Origin of the sequence: Brevibacillus ruminantium (genome assembly GCF_023746555.1) — a bacterium.
GTDB classification, from domain to species: Bacteria; Bacillota; Bacilli; order Brevibacillales; family Brevibacillaceae; genus Brevibacillus; species Brevibacillus ruminantium.
The window spans coordinates 4,789,004-4,807,327 of the sequence record NZ_CP098755.1; the positions used below are offsets into that span (position 1 = coordinate 4,789,004).

Consider the following 18,324-nt stretch of genomic DNA (forward strand, 5'->3'; position numbering starts at 1 on the left):
CTTGGTACTATAAATAAAAACCTCGGGATAAGACTACAATAATGGAAGTCTTAGTCCCGAGAAAGTTACTTGAGACATGAATAACTTGTTTATTCTAATGGAATACCCAATTCGATGCGTTGCTCAGGTGTCATTGCATTTATTTCTTCCATGCTATAGAAAGTATAATCTTCAGAGTTGGAATCGAGCGTGTCTCCAATTTCAATATCATTTGAAGATTGTGGTAGCAAGTAATTAGGGGGTCTATACTCAGTAAAGTAGTCTAGTGGATCAACAGGGGTGTTATCAAAATTAAAGCCAGATCCTTTTCTCATCTCAAAGTGTAAGTGTACCCCTTTAGAATCTCCGGAATTGCCCATCACCCCAATTTTGTCCCCTTCATCTACAAGGTCCCCTTTATCAACAACAGGCGCTTTATCTAGATGAGCATACCATGTTTGAATTTCTTTTCCCTTAATTGTATGGTCAATTACTACAAGCCATCCATAACTTCCGCCTGCTCTTTTGCTTTGATGGTACCCAGCATTAACCACTTTTCCATCATAAGCTGCTACAATCTTATCTCCTGCTATACCTTTCGTACTTGCTCTAATATCGAGTCCTTTATGATCACTTCCGTTGAAATACTGATTAATAACAGTTGAAGCAGGAACAGGCCATTCTTTGGCAAATGCTGAGATAGCTCCACATCCTAGAATAGAAATTACCGTTAAAAGAGAGATAGCTTGCTTTTTCAAGTGCATAACCTCCACCATTGTGTTTTGAGATAAAAATCCCAATTGATGGTAATTATACCAAATAACATATGTAGAAATTTGTAGAATAATAGTCTTTATTTTCATTTATTTTTAAATGCGATGAGGTTCATTGCAATACCACTCGACACTTACCTTCTTATCTTGTTAAGCTGGTATCAGAAGAACAGAGGGGGATTTTTTATGCAACGGAAACGCTATTCAATCGAGTTTAAACAACAGCTGATCCAAGAAGCCCAAGAAGCAGGAAACGCGAGCCAGGTAGCCACACGGCATGGGATAGATGTCAAAATGCTGTATCGTTGGATACGAGATTGGCAAAATACTTTTACCGAAGCCAAAGCTGTAACGAGTTATACACCAAGCCCAAGAGAGTTTCGTGAACTGGAAACGGAGAATAATAAATTGTATACAAACGGAAACTAATAAACCCGAACATAACAATAAATTTCGGGTTTACTATCTTCTTATAGGAACACGATTTTGAGCAAATACGAAGCTAGCACCATCTTGTTGGATGTAAGAAAGGAGGCGGCCCGCTCTGCAAAAACGGACTGCCTCTTTCTCAGTTCACTTATTCTTTTATCTTTCGTCCGTAACCTGCTCCGTGCCATCCGCATTCTGCATCGCTGCGTGGGATATAGTCGCTTCCGCAATCTCGGCAAATGCCCAATGCGTCATCGAAACATCAGACCAGATTGCTTTCGTGATACCGACCAGCGGTCCTCTTCCGGTCACGCGATTGAACAGGGCTGCAGCCTCCGCACGAGTCACTCCCTGATTCGGTCGGAATGATCCATCGGCATATCCCTTCATCATTCCTTGCTCGGCAACGGCGGCAATGCTTGTGGCTGCCCAATGACCTTGTACATCTGTAAAAGCTGCACCCTGTTTCGTTTCGAGATTTTTCCACTTGGCGAAAATGGTTGCCATATCCGCCCGTGTCACTGTGGCATTGGGATGGAACAAGCCATCTGCGTCCCCCGTCATCAGCCCGGCGCTGTACACGAGCTGAATCGCTTTCGCCGCCCAATGACTGGGCTCCACATCCGCAAAGGTGGCCACTTCTGCTTGGGTTTGCTGTCCGGTCTCTTGCAGGAAGAAAGCTATCACGGCAGCCATTTCCGCACGAGACATGATCCGGTTGGGCTGGAATGTCCCGTTTGGATAACCGGTCATGAACGCCTTATGCTCCACATGCACCTGCTTTCCTTGCAATGACAGAATGGTAAACGTACTGAACTTGGTGATTTCGATCTCGATCCCAACAGGCTTGCCTTTTTCGTCGTAGCGGATCACACCTGTCTTCAATTCCTTCTCTCCATCCGTGTGATCCACATAGACAGCCAGAGTCGCAAGGAAGGCTTGCAATGCACCCGATTCAGTTGGCAGCTTAACATCCTGCAGCGGGAACGTGACCCGCGTTCTTTGGTTGCTATAGTTGGTTTCGATGATCATCGGCTTGCCTACCACCTGCACCTGCTGTCCACCAGCCGCCAGCTTCACAGCTTCCGCATCGAGCGTACGCTGTGTCACAGCCTGCCTGTCACTCCGATTGCTGATCGGTACCACCCGGAAATACAGTTCATTTTCTGGGAGGGTTGCTACTATTTCCCTCGGGATCGCAATGATGACATCTCCCGTTTTGACCTCCAGCGCAACCTGATGTTCCTTGATCAGCTCAAGAGTGTTCTTTGGCACTTTGACGATGACTTCATCGGCAGGATTACCAGGCAGGTCATCGATCCTAATCCGGATCATATCCTTGTTGTTTTCCTTCGCTTTTTGCAAAATATTTTTTGCGTTTTGTCGGTCAAATACGACTTCGTCTACCTGTTTCCCTTCCAAGGTTTTACGGGTAATTTCAAGCTGCTCAAATAAAGATTGGTCGTTTCCTGCTTCAACCTTGACACGGCTAGTCGAATCTTTGATACCGGAAGATGTAGAACCGCCACTACTGCTTCCGCCAGTTCCACTTTTGCCCTTGTCGTTATCCCGGTCGTTTTTGTCATCGTCACGGTCATTCTCGCGCGGTGCTGCATCCACCGTCACGCTGATGCTGGCTCCAAGATTTTCCGGGTTTTCTACGTGATCCGGCAGATTGATTAATTTCCCTTTTACGGTAAAACGCTGTTTTTTCCGACTGTTTGGATTGTAATCAGCGTCCTCCACATCCCATTTGACTTCGACCGAAATCGTGCTGTCGTCATCCAGCGTTACTCTCACTTCTTCCGGAAGTCCCAGTGCAGTAGCATTTTTTCGTGTTCCATTCTCCACATCTTTAATTGCTTCCGGCTGTCTCACTTTAACGATCTGGCGGGGCGTCTCTGCTTCGTCCGCTGCCTTCACTTTCACGCGAATGCTTACCCTAAGATCTTGGCTGTTCGTTACACCCTTCGGAAGCTTCACCAGTTCACCTGTGACGGTAAAGCTCTGAGCTTCCTTGCTTTCCGGGTCGTAATCCGCGTTGGACACATCCCATTTGACACTGACTGCTAGCGTACTGTTATCTGCCAGCGTAACCTCGACTTCATCAGGCAAACCGAGTGCATCCGCTTTTTTCGGCGTTCCGTTGGCAAGGCCAGTGATCGGGGCCGGGCTGGTAACGCTGATGATGTCTCGATCTATTGATTCGGCAGCGTTTACGGTGACCTGGATCGAGGCGGTCAGGTTTTGCGGATTCGTTATGCCTCTTGGCAGATTTACCAGATTTCCAGATACCGCAAAGGTTTGCTTCTCCTTGCTGGTGGGGTCGTAGTCTGCTGTAGTTACTGACCAATCCACCTCTGTATCGATGGAGGCCCCATTACTCAATGTTACTTCTACCCAGGATGGCAAACCGAGCGCGACGACAGTTTTTGCAGTACCGTTCGGCAAATCGGTGATCGGAGCCGGAGATTCGACTCCTGTCACCTCAACATTTGGTATGCGTATCGTGTAGCTTTCGCTCATCACCGTACTGTCCGTCATGCCTGACTTCACAGCGATGGCTTTAATAGATACGGCTCTGTTCACCCTGATTGGATCGCTATACTCACTGCTGCTTGTCGTTGGGGTGCTTCCGTCCGTGGTGTAGTAAATCGTGGCTCCTTCTGTAGCCGAGCTTAGTGTTACCGTCGTCCCTGCTTCAACTTCCCCTCCCGCCGGATTCGCGGTTGGTGTCGCAACTTGAGGTATCGCTGCGATCGTGTAGCTTTCACTCATCACCGCGCTGTCCGTCATGCCTGACTTCACGGCGATAGCTTTGATAGTTACAGCATTGTTCACCGTGATTGGATCGCTATACTCACTGCTGCTTGTCGTTGGGGTGCTTTCGTCCGTGGTGTAGTAAATCGTGGCTCCTGCTGTAGCCGAGCTTAGTGTTACTGTCGTCCCTGCAGCAACTTCCCCTCCCGCCGGATTCGCGGTTGGTGTCGCAACTTGAGGTATCGCTGCAATGGTGTAGCTTTCGCTCATCACGGCGCTGTCTGCCATGCCCGATTTCACAGCGATGGCTTTGATAGTTACGGCTCTGTTCACCCTGATTGGATCGCTATACTCACTGCTGCTTGTCGTCGGGGTGTTTCCGTCCGTGGTGTAGTAAATCGTTGCTCCTGCTGTAGCCGAGCTTAGTGTTACCCTCGTGCCTGCTTCAACTTCCCCTCCCGCCGGATTCGCGGTTGGTGTTGCAACTTGAGGTATCGCTGCGATTGTGTAGCTTTCGCTCATCACGGTGCTGTCTGTCATGCCCGATTTCACAGCAATTGCTTTGATGGTTACGGCATTGTTCACCGTGATTGGATCGCTATACTCACTGCTGCTTGTCGTTGGGGTGCTTCCGTCCGTGGTGTAGTAAATCGTGGCTCCCGCTGTAGCCGAGCTTAGTGTTACCCTCGTGCCTGCTTCAACTTCTCCTCCCGCCGGATTCGCGGTTGGTGTCGCAACTTGGGGCATCGCTGCGATTGTGTAGCTTTCGCTCATCACGGCGCTGTCTGCCATGCCCGATTTCACAGCGATGGCTTTGATAGTTACGGCTCTGTTCACCCTGATTGGATCGCTATACTCACTGCTGCTTGTCGTCGGGGTGTTTCCGTCCGTGGTGTAGTAAATCGTTGCTCCTGCTGTAGCCGAGCTTAGTGTTACCCTCGTGCCTGCTTCAACTTCCCCTCCCGCCGGATTCGCGGTTGGTGTTGCAACTTGAGGTATCGCTGCGATTGTGTAGCTTTCGCTCATTACCGCACTGTCCGTCATGCCTGACTTCACAGCGATTGCTTTGATAGTTACAGCACTGTTTACCGTGATTGGATCACTATACTCACTGCTGCTTGTCGTTGGGGTGCTTCCGTCCGTGGTGTAGTAAATCGTGGCTCCTGCTGTAGCCGAGCTTAGTGTTACCGTTGTTCCTGCTTCAACTTCTCCTCCTGCCGGATTCGCGGTTGGTGTTGCAACTTGGGGCATCGCTGCGATGGTATAGCTTTCACTCATCACCGCGCTGTCCGTCATGCCTGACTTTACGGCGATGGCTTTGATAGTTACGGCATTGTTCACCGTGATTGGGCCACTATACTCACTGCTGCTTGTCGTTGGGGTGCTTTCGTCCGTGGTGTAGTAAATCGTGGCTCCTGCTGTAGCCGAGCTTAGTGTTACCGTTGTTCCTGCTGCAACTTCCCCTCCCGCCGGATTCGCGGTTGGTGTAGCAACTTGGGGCATCGCTGCGATGGTATAGCTTTCGCTCATCACCTCACTGTCCGTCATGCCTGACTTTACGGCGATGGCTTTGATAGTAACGGCACTGTTCACCGTGATTGGATCGCTATACTCACTGCTGTTTGTCGTTGGGGTGCTTCCATCTGTTGTGTAGTAAATCGTTGCTCCCGCTGTTCCTGAACTCAACGTTACAGTCGTCCCTGCTTCAACTTCTCCTCCCGCCGGGCTGGCTGTAGGCATTTGTACAGGTACAAGTGGCACAAACGCGTCCCCGATTAAAACCAATCCTGCTGAACCTGCCAAAAATACTTTTCCACTACCAACTTTAATGGACGAAATTGATTTTCCGCTACTACCACTATGTGCAATCGTCCAGTCTGAACCATCTGACGAACTGAGCATTTTCTCATTCGTTCCACCAACGTAAAAATTTCCATCTCCATATGTAACTGTAGCAAATGATACCGTTTCTACACCTGCTGGTGGTGTCTTTTCTTCCCAGCTAACACCGTCATCAGAAACATAAATATATCCACTTAATCCAACAGCCACAAGCTTCCCATTTCCGTATGCCACGCCATAAAGCTGTTTGGAAGGTCTTGCAGAATCCACTTTCGTCCAAACTTCCCCATCAATTGAAGAATAAATCACAAACGTAGCATTGTCTGAACTTTTGCCTACAGCCCAAAACTTGCCCATTCCGTACGTTACAGCATTAAACCCAGAAACCTCCGCAGGCAACGACCTGTCAAACCAGTTCGTTCCGTCTACAGAATCGTAAATCGCTCCTCCGCTGTCTCCAACCGCGACGATATTTGTCCCATTAGTGGCAATAGACACCAATTTCTTCATGTTGGGCCCAGATCGCTCAATCCAATTGTTTCTATCGAGCTGATCTAAGCCATCATTGAGGGTATAAATTTTTCCGACCCCATCTAGTTGACCTATAGCAACCCACATTGACTGATAATGCAGAGATTGATTTACAACCACTTCCAGTGGGCGTGACGCCTTCGTCCAGTTTGTGCCGTTTGAGGACGTGCCATAGTCCCCGTTTCCAGCAAACAACAACCATGTACCATTGTGATACGCGATTTTATTATTCGTTGCTGTACCAAAACCAGGGTTTACGGGAGTCCAGGTTGAAGCTGATGCACGCGAAACAAAAAAATTCAAATTCATAGACGAAATCACTAAAATAAGTGCGACCAAAATCTTTGCAGCAATTCCGGATTTACCGAATATTCCGTTCATAATACCCCCCTTGGCAGGAAAATTTTATTACCAAATGAAGTTTCAGGTACGACATGAAAAACCACAGAATTTTACTTTTCGACAAAATCAGATATATGTTCCTTTTTAAATAGGTACATGTTACTGTAAAACTAGTAATATGTCATCTGATCTCTCCTTTCCTCTCATCTACGAACAACACCGTTTTGTTACCACCTTCTTGAAACGGCAGTTTATGCCATTACCGATTTCCCCTCACCTTTGTGCGTTCTCCCTGGCAGAAATTGATATTTGATAGCTCTATCATATTACCAATCAATATATCATTTCAATTTTTATCTACCAAAAAATTCATTTATCGATATTTTTCGGAAAACCCTCGTATACAAATAATTGACCAGTCTGAAAGGAAGAAGCAATGATTCAAAAACGAGCAGTGACAGAAACGGACGAAGTCTTTTTGTTTCAGCTTTATTCGAGCACCCGCTTGGACGAGCTTGCAGCCTGGGGGTGGGATGAGGTGATGCAACAGCAATTCTTGCAGTTACAGTGGCGGGCACAGAAGCATTCCTATGCGATGCAATACCCTGATGCCGAGCATATTTTGCTTTGTTATCAAAATATTCCGATTGGAAGAATTATTGTTGCACGCAGCGATACGGCTGTCATACTCGTGGACATCACGATTCTGCCTGACTATCGCGGCATGGGCATTGGCACCACGCTTATTCGGGAACTTCAGAATGAAGCAGCAGCCTCATTGCATCCACTTCTTCTTAGCGTATTGCCGACCAACCGTGCGATGCAGTTGTATGAACGTCTCGGCTTTCGCGCAATCGGCAGCTTAGGGCTCCATATCAGCATGGAATGGACTCCAACACCATCTGGTGAAGGAACCTTCTAAATAAATATCAAGAGGTGACCCCAATGAGTGAATCCTACCTGGGAGAAATTCGCATGTTTGCGGGCAATTATGCACCACAGGGCTGGGCACTATGCAATGGTCAATTGCTGAACATCAGCGAGTATGAAGCATTGTATGCACTGCTTAGCACAACGTATGGCGGCGACGGAAAAACAACGTTTGCCTTGCCTGATTTGCGCGGGAGAATTGCCATTCATCCAAGCACTTCCTACCCTCTGGCTTCAAAAAATGGAACGGAAACCGTTACTTTGGTTTCCAATCAATTACCTCAGCACACCCATATCGCAAATGCAACCTCTACTTTAGAAACCGGTCATACTCCGGCCAACTCCATCTGGGGGAAAAACCTAATGATGGCCTACTCTACTGGAGCTACGACCAACATGTCCGGTCAACTCCTCGCACCGGTCGGAAGCGGCCAGCCGCACGACAACATGATGCCCACCACCACGATCTCATTTATCATTTCAATATACGGATACTATCCACCCCAACAATAGGCGCCAACGATCCATAAATTAAAAGGAGGTTTTTAACAATGTCTGAACCGTTTTTGGGCGAAATTCGTCTGTTTGCCAATCATTATGCGCCAAGGGGATGGATGTTTTGTGAAGGGCAGATCCTGCAAACCACGCAGTATCAGGCACTCTATTCCTTGTTGGGGAATGTTTACGGAGGAAATGGTGTTACTACCTTTGCTTTGCCTGATTACCGTGGCCGCGTGCCGATTCACGTGAGCCCTTCCTTTCCGCGGGGTACATCTGCTGGCGAGGCCAACCATACCTTGACGATAAATGAAATGCCTCAGCACACACATCAAGTATCTGCTTCTTCAAACGCAGCTACGTCCCCTTCACCGCTCAACAATGCCTGGGCTGCAGCGGAAAACATATATGGCCCGGCAGCAACCATGGTCCAAATGAATCAAAGTGCAATTGGCACAGCTGGCGGCAGCCAACCTCATAACAACATGCAGCCGTATCTGGTGCTGAACTATGCAATTGCAATTCAAGGGATCTACCCAAGCAGAAATTAAAAAAGGAGGGTATACATATGGCAGACGCATATCTTGGTGAAATCCGCATTTTTGCAGGAAACTTCGCGCCTAAAGGGTGGGCGCTTTGCGATGGTCAATTGCTGCATATCCAGCAATACACAGCGCTTTACTCCATTATTAACACACAATATGGCGGGGACGGCAAAACGACCTTTGCCTTGCCGAATCTGATGGGCAGTGCTACCATGCATCAAGGGCAAGGACAAGGCTTGACCCCGCGTACAGTTGGCAGCAAAGTAGGGAGCTCAACTGTGACGCTTACTAGCACACAAATCCCTGCACACACACATATACCACAAGCAGTTATTGGTGAAGGCAATTCGAGCGATCCGACCGGTAGAAACTGGGCAACACCACCGCAGCCAGACCCTTTTTCCGATGCTCCTAACCTGTATGATCCGACACCCAATGTGCAAATGTCTCCAGTTGCGCTCAATGTAACGGGTGGCTCTCAGCCGCATAACAACTTGCAACCTTTTATCGCCCAAAATTTTATCATTTGTTTAGATGGTGAATACCCCAGCAAGGGTTAAGCGCGATTGATGGGGCAGTGGTAAACAGTCCGTCAGAAGGTTCTGTCACATACCATTTAAAAATTGTGCAAGAACAGCTTTTAAACACGCTGCTACTCGTGTTTAACTTATAGGTCGAGAAGTCTCCCACTTCTAAAACCTTACAGCGTTTGGTTGTAAGTGGGGGATGAATCGACTTTGGACAAGGACAGGCTTTTGCCTGTTCAGTTGTCCGACACTTTGGTAAAATCTACTTATGATGTTCTTTGATAACTGGATATATGGGGTTGCATGGAGAAACAAAATGCGAAAACCAAGCTTATCCTTCCATGCGTAAAATATCCAAGGTAACAAAAGAACTCCGAAACGTCGGACATCTAGGGTAGGGACTACCCGAAGTAACGCTCGAGGAGACGAAAGGTTACTTTCGTCGTGGATTTGAGAAGCTCCCACTTCATGGCGTTAGCCTAAGTGGAGAGTAGTTCACAGGCTGTTCCATTCGCTCCTGAATCTTCACCGCCGGCCGTTCATTATAAACTTCTTATCGTGGAGATTTCCTTGTAATAACAACAAATGGTCTGTAATCCTGTTTCGAAGTTTTGCAGATGAAAATGTTCGTTTGGAGCATGACAGTTTTCATCTGGCAATCCAAAGCCTAAAAGAACGATAGGAAGATGAAGCAGTCGAAAGAAGATTTCAGCTGCCGGGATAGACGCTCCCATTCGTGTATAAATCGGCCGCACACCGTATGTCGATTGGTAGGACCTTGCAGCTGCTTGAATCGCCGGATGATCGATGGAACTGACGTACGGCTTGGCTGCGCTGTTCATTCCTGTCGTCGATAACGCAATTCCCGCTGGTGTATGTTGGTGCAGATGTCTCTCCACTAACATTAAAATCTCCTCAGGATCCTGATCATTTACCAAGCGACAGGTGATTTTCGCATGCGCTTCGGCAGGGATAACCGTTTTTGTACCTTCTCCTTGAAAACCACCCCACATCCCGTTTATATCAAGTGTGGGCCGGGCCCAGTTGCGCTCCAAAACGGTGTATCCTTGTTCGCCGAACAGACAGGGAACACCCAGTTCATCGCGCACCGCCGTCTCGTCATAAGGAATGCAGCCAAACTCAGCCTTCTCCGCTTCTGTAATCGGCTTCACCTGATCGTAAAAGCCTGCAATCGCAATTCTGCCGTCGGGCTCAAATAATGTTGACAACAAATGTGCCAAGGCATGCAAAGGATTGTGAATCATTCCACCGTACAAACCGGAGTGCAGATCTTCACTTGGTCCACGCACATCTACCTGGAGCCCACATAAACCCTTTAACCCGTAACAAATAGCCGGTTGTCCCGCTTCCCATAGAGGGGTATCAGAGATCAGCAGCACATCGGCAGCCAACAGGTCCTGATGCGCTTCGATAAAAGCGCCAATATGAGGACTGCCGATTTCTTCTTCCCCTTCGAGGCAAAACTTAACGTTTACAGGAAGCTCTCCTGTGCATTTCAACATCGCTTCAATTGCTTTGATGTGCATAAACACTTGCCCCTTATCGTCTGATGCACCACGTGCGTACAGCTTGCCGTCTCTGATCGCCGGCTCAAATGGCGGCGTCTCCCACAATTCAAGTGGGTCTACAGGCTGAACATCATAGTGACCGTAAATGAGTATTGTCGGTTTTCCCGCGGCCCCGAGCCACTCTCCATAGACGATGGGATGACCTTGTGTTGGGATCACCCTGGCATTCTCTAATCCAACAGACGTTAACTGCTGCGCTAGCCACTTCGCCGCGGAGATGATGTCCGGTGTGTGAACGGATAATGAACTGATGCTGGGAATGCGCAAAAATTCATACAGCTCCTGCAGATGCCGCTCTCTATGCTCTCGAAAATAGGTCTCAAGACGCTCGGATATAGACATGCCGGTATACACCCTTCCCTGTATCCATAGTCAATGATCGCCCTTTAAATCAGATTCGCTTATTTCCGCGATAAACTGCTTTATTCTGTGAGCCAGATCTGGTTGTCGATCAAGCAATATGGAGTAGTGGTTGGCATCCGACAGATAAGATTGTAAATTCGCGGTATACTCCTTTGTTTTACTGTAAGATTCTTCCGTATAGACAGGCGAACCCCCTATTTTTCCATTTGCTATCACCAGTAAAACCGGACAGGCAATAGATGAACAGATCTGTTTATGATCAAAATCACGCTCAATACTTTCAAGGTCTTTCATAATCACTTCCGGCTCACCTTTAAATCTAACCTGGCCATCGACTTCCTCTACTCCATAAAGAATGCCTTCCTCAAAATATTCATTCCATTCCAATCCCATGGCATGGTATATGTTTTGTGAATGATGGATATATGCTTCTTTGGAAGGGAACGATTTGCCCAATCTGTCTAATGCGGGCTTTACAATTTCGATTTCTTTAGAGGTTAACAGCCCTGCACCGTCTACAAGAACAACTCCGGCAAGGTTTTTATATTTGCTTGCGACAATTGCTGCAATAAATGCCCCCATTGAATGGCCGATTAATATGGGAGATTTGATTCCCAAAGATTCTATTAACTCAATCGTGTCTTCTGCATGCAATAAAATGGATGAATCCTGTTCGGCTCGCGAACTATTGCCCCTGCCTCTGACATCATAGGCTAAGACTCGATATTCAGGAGATAATTCATTGGCCAATGCCGTAAAATGTTTGTGATTACCTGCCAAGCCGTGTATTCCAACAATTGTTGGACTTCCCCCCGTCCATTCTGCGATCCTAAATGTTAACCCTTTCCATTCATGATCATATGTCGTATACATTTTTATCCCTCCCGAATATGTTGTCCTACTGTAGAATCGTGGTTTTCACTTCACCATTACTTTCAAGCAACTCTCCTTTGTCATCACGGAGAATGAGGAATGACAACATGCAAATCAAGTCGAACGCAATCATAAACCAGAAAGCCATCTCAAACGAACCGTGAAAAGCGTCCACGATGAAACCGATAGCCATCGGAGTGATCAAACCGGCAAGCTGTGCGCCGAAATTGATGACTCCCTGCACGGAACCAATAATGTGCGTTGCAAATTTTTTCACAGGATATGCGCCCAAGAGGATGGTTACAAACGAGGTGAAGAAGATGGTGATTGTTTGGTACACGATAAAAGCAGCAACGCTTGATGCATGAAACATCTGGAAGAGAAGAACAGCCGCAACAATCGTGCAGAGAATAGCCAATTGCCTGTGGCGCTTAGAGGACAATTTATCGACAATGTAACCGGTCAACAATACGCTCAAAATTCCTGCTGCTGCCGGGATCATCGAAGCAAATCCCATCGACATCAGATCGAGATGCCGAACTTTAACTAAATAGGTTGGCATCCAAGATATGAGTCCCCAATTTACGACATAGATCCCGAAAGTCGCAACGAACAACTTCCAAATCAATGGCATTTTCAGTATTTGTGCATAGGGCACCCGCTGTCCGGCAGAAGATGTTGGAGATGGAGGCGTTTGCTGCGCTGTAGCTGGCATTTTCAGATGAATCCAATACAACAAGGCGACAATGATTCCAATGGACCCGATAATCGCAAACGTCATTCGCCAGCCTACAAACGTGATCATCGACGCAGCCAATATCGGCGTTATGATTCCAGCTATGCTGCCTGTTAAAAGTACAATCGACATCGCCCTGCCTCGTTCGGACTGCGGAAAGAAAACGGAAATGGTTTTTGCGCTGGCCGAGCCCAAGCTGCCTTCACCAATTCCAAACAAAAAGCGGATGACGATTATCGATGTAAAGGACCAAGCGACAGCGGTTAGGGAGGTAAAGAGCGACCACGTCACGACAGCTATGATCATAATTTTCCGAAAACCGTATCGATCCGTTAACAACCCGCCAGGAATTTGCATAAGCGCGTAGCCTGCGAAGAAGCTGCTGATTACCAGACCAGTCTCGGAGGCATTTAACTGCAGATCTTCCCCGATAGACAAAACGGCGACATTTATGATGAGACGGTCTATGTTTCCTAATAACCAGCCAAGGAATAAAAGGACCAAAATCAGATACCTTTTCCGCTTGCTGATTTCCGTTCCTCCCATAGATACCCCCCATTTTCTTTTGTCTGCTAAGATTTCATACGCCTTTCTCATTACATTGCGATCCCGCCATCGATCCGAATCACTTCTCCGGTAATCAATTTCGCTTCATCGGAAGCAAGAAAAACTACTCCGCCCCCGATATCCTCCGGCTCCCCGAATATCCCCATGGGAATAAGCGGTGTCATCGAATCGAGATATTCCTGCGCAACCCTTTCTGTCATTCCAGCATTGATGTAACCGGGACAAATAACATTTACGGTAATCCCTTTCCTCGCTACTTCCCTGGCTGTTGTTTTGGACAATCCGATCAAACCTGCTTTCGATGCTGCGTAAGCGGGAGCCCCTCGCAATCCTATAAGGGCGGCAACGGAGGAAATATTAATAATCCTGCCAAATTTGTTGGCAATCATATGGGGCAATGCCAACTTCATGGTAAGAAACGGACCAACCAGATTAACCGATAATACCTTGATAAAGTCTTCTGTCTCCAGGTTCTGCGTCAGCCCATCAATCGTAATTCCCGCATTGTTCACGAGAATATCTATTTTCCCGTATTGCTCAAGTGTACTGTTTATCATTTGCTCCACATGCGTTTGGTTGGTAACATCGCCGCTTATCCAGATCGCATCGCCCCCGTTGGCTCGAATTTCCTGCACCAAATTTTTCGCCTTTTCTTCATAGGAATCCCCGATGTAATTGACGACTACTTTTGCCCCTTTTTCAGCCAACTTCTTACAGATTCCCACCCCGATTCCACTTGCTCCACCGGTCACCAGAGCCACTTTGCCCAACAGATGCATCTGCAATCTCTCCTTTCTGTGCATCACCTTACTTTTTCGCTATATTGAATCTTTCGAATATTTCTTGCTGATGTTCACCCAGTTTAGGAGGAATGCCTAATTTGCCCGGCGTTTTGGAGAACTTGATGTGAACACCTCTTGTGGTTAACTTCTTGTTGGAATCGGGCAGTTGTAACTCGGTTACCGTTCCACGCTCGAGAAGATGCGGATCTGTTTTAAGATCAATCGGACGCAACACTTTTGCGCATGGTATCCCATTTTCCTTGAGCAGCTTTTCTCCGTCGTCGATCTGATCAAGTGTGCACAACCATTCCTCAATGATTTCAATCACCTCCGGCAAATGATCAATACGGTCACTGGCCGTGACAAAACGCGGATCGGTTGCTAATTCCGGCTTGCCAATAATCGTTGTAAAAGTGTCCCATAGCTTGGGATTTAGCACTCCAATGACGATACTTCCATCCTTTCCATTAAACACACCATAAGGAGCCAGCATGGAATGATGGTTTCCATTGCGAGTGACAGGCCGCCCCATGAACGCTGGCTCACAGTAATCATTCGCCGCAATAATGCATTCCAGAAGAGAGACATCAATATGTTGGCCCAGACCAGTCCTCTCCCGATAAAACAGCGCAGCTGAGATCGCTCCAAAGGCATTAAATCCGCCGGAATAATCCGCAATCGATGGGCCTAATTTTTGAGGAGGACCATCAGCCTCTCCAGTAACGTCCATGACACCGCTCATGGCTTGCGCGATTAAGTCGTAGCCAGGCAAATTCCGATACGGACCTGTTTGGCCAAAGGCTGAAATCGAACAGAGAATAATTTTTGGATTGATCTTTGCGAGGTCTTGATACCCAAGACGATATTTATCCATAATACCTGGCCGAAAACTCTCCACCACAACATCCATTTGCTTTACTAGCTTCCTGATAATCTCCAAATCAGCATCCGATTTGAAATCAAGTACAATCGACTTTTTGCCACGATTATGCCAAAGATAATAAGCGCTGACGCCATCTACCAATGGAGCCCATGCTCTGCTGTCATCTCCACCATTCGGTTTTTCCACCTTAATGACTTCGGCTCCGTAATCCGCTAGCATTGCCGTTGAATATGGACCTGCAATATTGTTGGTAAGATCCAATACCTTTATCCCTTCAAAGATTGTCTTCATCGCCCTGTTCCTCCTAATTGAACAAAATCACGGTGCTTGCTTGGCTTTGATCTTCTCATTCATGCTGCACCGTAAAACAAGCCGGTCACGCCTTGCTTCCAAAACATCACGACAAAAATAATCGATACGTAAAATTCGAACCCTTTCTAGTCATCAACCTTTACAATGATTGCTTCCGCTTGAGCCAATCCGCCACAGATACTGGCAACTCCATAGCCTCCTCCCCGTCTCCTTAATTCATGAATGAGGGTCAGCAAAATTCGCGCCCCGCTTGCACCCACTGGATGACCGATTGCAATCGCTCCGCCATTCACATTTACTCTTTCTCTGATCTGTAACATACGTTCGCGATTCTCTCCTCCCAAAATGAGACTGCTCACCAAGGGAACGGCTGAAAACGCCTCGTTTATTTCAAATAGTTTCATGTCATCAATGGATAACTTCGATTGGCAGAGAGCCTTCTGGATTGCCAGCGCCGGAACCGAAGCAATTTGTCGCGGCGCAGTTGCTACGCTTGCTGTACAGACAATGGTAGCCAGGGACTTGAGTTGACGTTTTTCCACTTCCTTTCTATTCATCAACAGTAAGACAGCCGCACCATCGTTTAGCCCCGGAGCATTTCCCGCTGTTATCGAGGGGCTGCCAAAAACAGTTGGGAGCGCTGCCAATTTCTCAATTGTTGTATCAGGTCTGGGAAATTCATCAACCGCAAATACCCTTTTGTCTGTCAAAGTCGTTATGGGAACGATCTCATCCTCAAACTTCTTTTCTTTGAAAGCTTTCAGCCAATTTTGTTGGCTTCGGTATGCCCATTCGTCTTGCTCCTCTCTGGAAATACCGTATTCCATGGCGACTTCCGCAGCATCCAAGGATACCAGATTGTAATCGAAGTAACGCAAACCATCCGCGGGATCGCGAATGACTACATCTCCCAAGCGGTTTCCCCAACGAAGCGGCCGAATCACCATGGGAGTTCTGCTCATTACCTCTGCTCCGCCCCCCAGGCTAACGGTCACATCCCCTCTCCTGACAGATAGATAACTATGTTTTACCGCAGCCATGCCGGAGCAACATGCTTGATCGATGGTCATTGATATTGTGGTGTCAGGGAGTCCAGCTTTTAATAAGGCTTGCCTCGCGATAACCGGTGCTAATACTTCGTCTGCTTCGGCTTGTGAACAGACGCCCCAATTCACCTCTTGCACCGTTTGATGAGAGATGCCGGCTTTTTTCAGGACACTGTCCATGACAATCGCACTTAGGTCAATCGTTGAACTATCTTTCAAAGAACCACCAAACTTTCCAAAAGGTGTCCGAATACCCGAAACAATGACGACATCATGATTCACAACAGCTGTCCCCTTTCACTGAATTTCATATTCGGAATTTTCATTGGATTGAATAAATTTATATCCTATGCTATAATTCCTTTCAATAATCGACCAAAGTCACATACTACAGTCACCGACTACGGTCATTTTACAGCCGTGTTTTTTAGTTGTCAATATTTTTATAATTATCTGATAACTACTTGGGATTGGAGATACTACGGTGGAAGAAAAAAAACTCACAGCTCGTCAAAAACAAGCATTACAGACGAAGGAAACATTATTTCTCACTGCGATGGAATTGTTCTCCAAAAAAGGTTATGATGCGGTATCCGTTGATGAAATCGTAGCGAAAGCAGGAACTTCCAAGGGGGCATTTTACACGCATTTCAAATCAAAAGATCAAGTCATTATCGAGCAGTTTCTAATGTTCGATGAGCATTACCTTCGTTTTTACAACAAGATGCCAAGCAACATTTCTTTTGTCGACAAACTGATTTTGTTTTGCCAGGAGCTATTTTCCTACACTGCCAAAGGAATAGGCAGGGATATGATTAAAGTTACTTACAGCAGTCAGCTTGGGAAGGCAGATCATTCTTTTATTGCCAGTGAAAATCGATCTATTTACAAAATAACGGAAACGATCATTAAGGAAGGGCAACTGACGGGTGAATTTAGAAGTGATCTATCTGCCGATCGGCTGGCAAAAATAATCATTCGATGCATGCGTGGCTGGGTGTATGATTGGTGTTTGCCTGATGAAGATTTCGATCTGGTGGAAGAAGGCAGAGATTTTGTGCACACATTTATTGAAAATCTTCTTAAAAAACAGAGTTAGTATGGGAAAAATTGCAGATGATTGGTCTGATCGATGAGAACCCCAAGGATGGAAAAAGAGTTCCCAATTCCGTAAAAGGAGGGATTGTAAATTATTTTGTGTAAATGGGTTTTTAAGAAATGAAAAGTTACATCGAAGGCTTTACATGGAGGGGCGGGCATGACAGTCTGGGTTACCTTGCGATGCTAGCTCACTCTCATCGCTTAATCGCCATAAATCACGCCCGCTAGAGCCTCCTTGTCAAGCCCGATACAGAGTGCATCGTTTTAGATTTAATAAAATTCTTGACAGACTCCACCAGGAAGATAGCTTTGGCTTTCAATTACCGGGGTTGATTTATGGATTTCGTCTATGAAATGAATAGACTATACATGAGCTAAACTATCCATGAAATACTTCTTTATTTCCAACCAATTATTACATCGGACATCATATTCTACATCGATATTATGTGGCGCCGTATAAAGAATTCCTTGATTCTTAAAGCTTTCGAGTTGATAGATGTTATCGTCTATTAAATAGTCTGCCTGAATAACACTTTTATTACCGCAAAAGACAAAATAGTTATCATTTAAGAAATCAAAGTTCTCTTTTAACCATTCATATTTCGCTTGAAATGATCCTGGTACCTCCATTGCTGCTGTGGCAATCATAATTTCATAGTGTTCGCTTAACTCTAAAATGGTTTCTCGGCAATTTTCTATAACGGGCAAATCCCGAAAAAAATCCGGTTGGTTATGCATTTCATAAATCTCTTCCTTTAGATCTGGAAATAAATGAACGAGCTTCGTTCCTTTCAAATCCTCTCTTGTTACATGCTTATTAAATCTTTCATTAAATACAAGCAAGCTTTTATGAACCGTATCAGCCATTACCTCGTCCATATCAATTGCGATTCTTTTCAAGTTAATACTCCTC

15 protein-coding genes are annotated in these 18,324 nt (G+C 46.4%); 6 read left to right on the top strand and 9 right to left on the bottom strand.

Annotation, left to right across the window (positions count from 1 at the left end; translation table 11 throughout):
• Window positions 1-89: 89 nt before the first annotated feature.
• The gene (locus tag NDK47_RS23515) at window positions 90-743 is read right to left on the bottom strand and encodes a M23 family metallopeptidase (protein ID WP_251872164.1); all 654 of its coding nucleotides are present in this window, start codon (window positions 741-743) and stop codon (window positions 90-92) included.
• A 195-nt stretch (window positions 744-938) separates the two neighbouring features.
• On the opposite strand from NDK47_RS23515, the gene NDK47_RS23520 reads away from it, so the two are divergent.
• Window positions 939-1,181, top strand: coding sequence for a transposase (locus NDK47_RS23520; RefSeq protein WP_251872165.1), 243 nt, complete (start codon window positions 939-941; stop codon window positions 1,179-1,181).
• A 156-nt stretch (window positions 1,182-1,337) separates the two neighbouring features.
• Here NDK47_RS23520 and NDK47_RS23525 read toward each other — a convergent pair whose 3' ends face one another.
• On the bottom strand, window positions 1,338-6,293 hold the full coding sequence (locus NDK47_RS23525) for a chitobiase/beta-hexosaminidase C-terminal domain-containing protein (protein WP_251872166.1): 4,956 nt from the start codon (window positions 6,291-6,293) through the stop codon (window positions 1,338-1,340).
• Window positions 6,294-7,092: 799 nt separating this feature from the next.
• Here NDK47_RS23525 and NDK47_RS23530 point away from each other — a divergent pair.
• The 4 genes from NDK47_RS23530 to NDK47_RS23545 are packed head-to-tail and all read left to right on the top strand — an operon-like array spanning window position 7,093 to window position 9,189.
• Window positions 7,093-7,578, top strand: a complete 486-nt coding sequence (locus tag NDK47_RS23530; protein ID WP_251872167.1) for a GNAT family N-acetyltransferase — start codon at window positions 7,093-7,095, stop codon at window positions 7,576-7,578.
• A gap of 23 nt (window positions 7,579-7,601) precedes the next feature.
• A complete protein-coding gene (locus NDK47_RS23535) occupies window positions 7,602-8,099 on the top strand; it encodes a phage tail protein (RefSeq protein WP_251872168.1) in 498 nt (165 codons plus the stop codon).
• Between the two features lie 38 nt (window positions 8,100-8,137).
• Window positions 8,138-8,635 (top strand): phage tail protein, encoded by a 498-nt coding sequence (locus NDK47_RS23540; protein ID WP_251872169.1) that lies wholly within the window; start codon window positions 8,138-8,140, stop codon window positions 8,633-8,635.
• A 17-nt stretch (window positions 8,636-8,652) separates the two neighbouring features.
• Window positions 8,653-9,189 (top strand): phage tail protein, encoded by a 537-nt coding sequence (locus tag NDK47_RS23545; RefSeq protein WP_251872170.1) that lies wholly within the window; start codon window positions 8,653-8,655, stop codon window positions 9,187-9,189.
• A 509-nt stretch (window positions 9,190-9,698) separates the two neighbouring features.
• On the opposite strand, the gene NDK47_RS23550 is transcribed toward NDK47_RS23545, so the two are convergent.
• From NDK47_RS23550 to NDK47_RS23575, 6 genes are all read right to left on the bottom strand, one after another.
• Window positions 9,699-11,087, bottom strand: coding sequence for a dipeptidase (locus tag NDK47_RS23550; protein ID WP_251872171.1), 1,389 nt, complete (start codon window positions 11,085-11,087; stop codon window positions 9,699-9,701).
• Between the two features lie 30 nt (window positions 11,088-11,117).
• On the bottom strand, window positions 11,118-11,981 hold the full coding sequence (locus NDK47_RS23555; RefSeq protein ID WP_251872172.1) for an alpha/beta hydrolase: 864 nt from the start codon (window positions 11,979-11,981) through the stop codon (window positions 11,118-11,120).
• Window positions 11,982-12,006: 25 nt separating this feature from the next.
• On the bottom strand, window positions 12,007-13,263 hold the full coding sequence (locus tag NDK47_RS23560; protein WP_251872173.1) for an MFS transporter: 1,257 nt from the start codon (window positions 13,261-13,263) through the stop codon (window positions 12,007-12,009).
• Window positions 13,264-13,313: 50 nt separating this feature from the next.
• Entirely contained in the window at window positions 13,314-14,063 is a 750-nt protein-coding gene (locus tag NDK47_RS23565; RefSeq protein ID WP_251872174.1) for an SDR family NAD(P)-dependent oxidoreductase, read from the bottom strand.
• Window positions 14,064-14,091: 28 nt separating this feature from the next.
• Window positions 14,092-15,240 carry a CaiB/BaiF CoA transferase family protein gene (locus tag NDK47_RS23570; RefSeq protein WP_251872175.1) on the bottom strand — a complete coding sequence of 383 codons (1,149 nt, stop codon included), beginning with the start codon at window positions 15,238-15,240 and terminating at the stop codon, window positions 14,092-14,094.
• Window positions 15,241-15,386: 146 nt separating this feature from the next.
• On the bottom strand, window positions 15,387-16,589 hold the full coding sequence (locus NDK47_RS23575) for a thiolase family protein (protein ID WP_251872176.1): 1,203 nt from the start codon (window positions 16,587-16,589) through the stop codon (window positions 15,387-15,389).
• A 202-nt stretch (window positions 16,590-16,791) separates the two neighbouring features.
• Between NDK47_RS23575 and NDK47_RS23580 the strand changes: the two genes are divergently transcribed.
• A complete protein-coding gene (locus tag NDK47_RS23580; RefSeq protein ID WP_251872177.1) occupies window positions 16,792-17,406 on the top strand; it encodes a TetR/AcrR family transcriptional regulator in 615 nt (204 codons plus the stop codon).
• Between the two features lie 365 nt (window positions 17,407-17,771).
• On the opposite strand, the gene NDK47_RS23585 is transcribed toward NDK47_RS23580, so the two are convergent.
• Window positions 17,772-18,311, bottom strand: a complete 540-nt coding sequence (locus tag NDK47_RS23585) for a 5' nucleotidase, NT5C type (RefSeq protein ID WP_251872178.1) — start codon at window positions 18,309-18,311, stop codon at window positions 17,772-17,774.
• Between the last annotated feature and the right edge of the window lie 13 nt (window positions 18,312-18,324).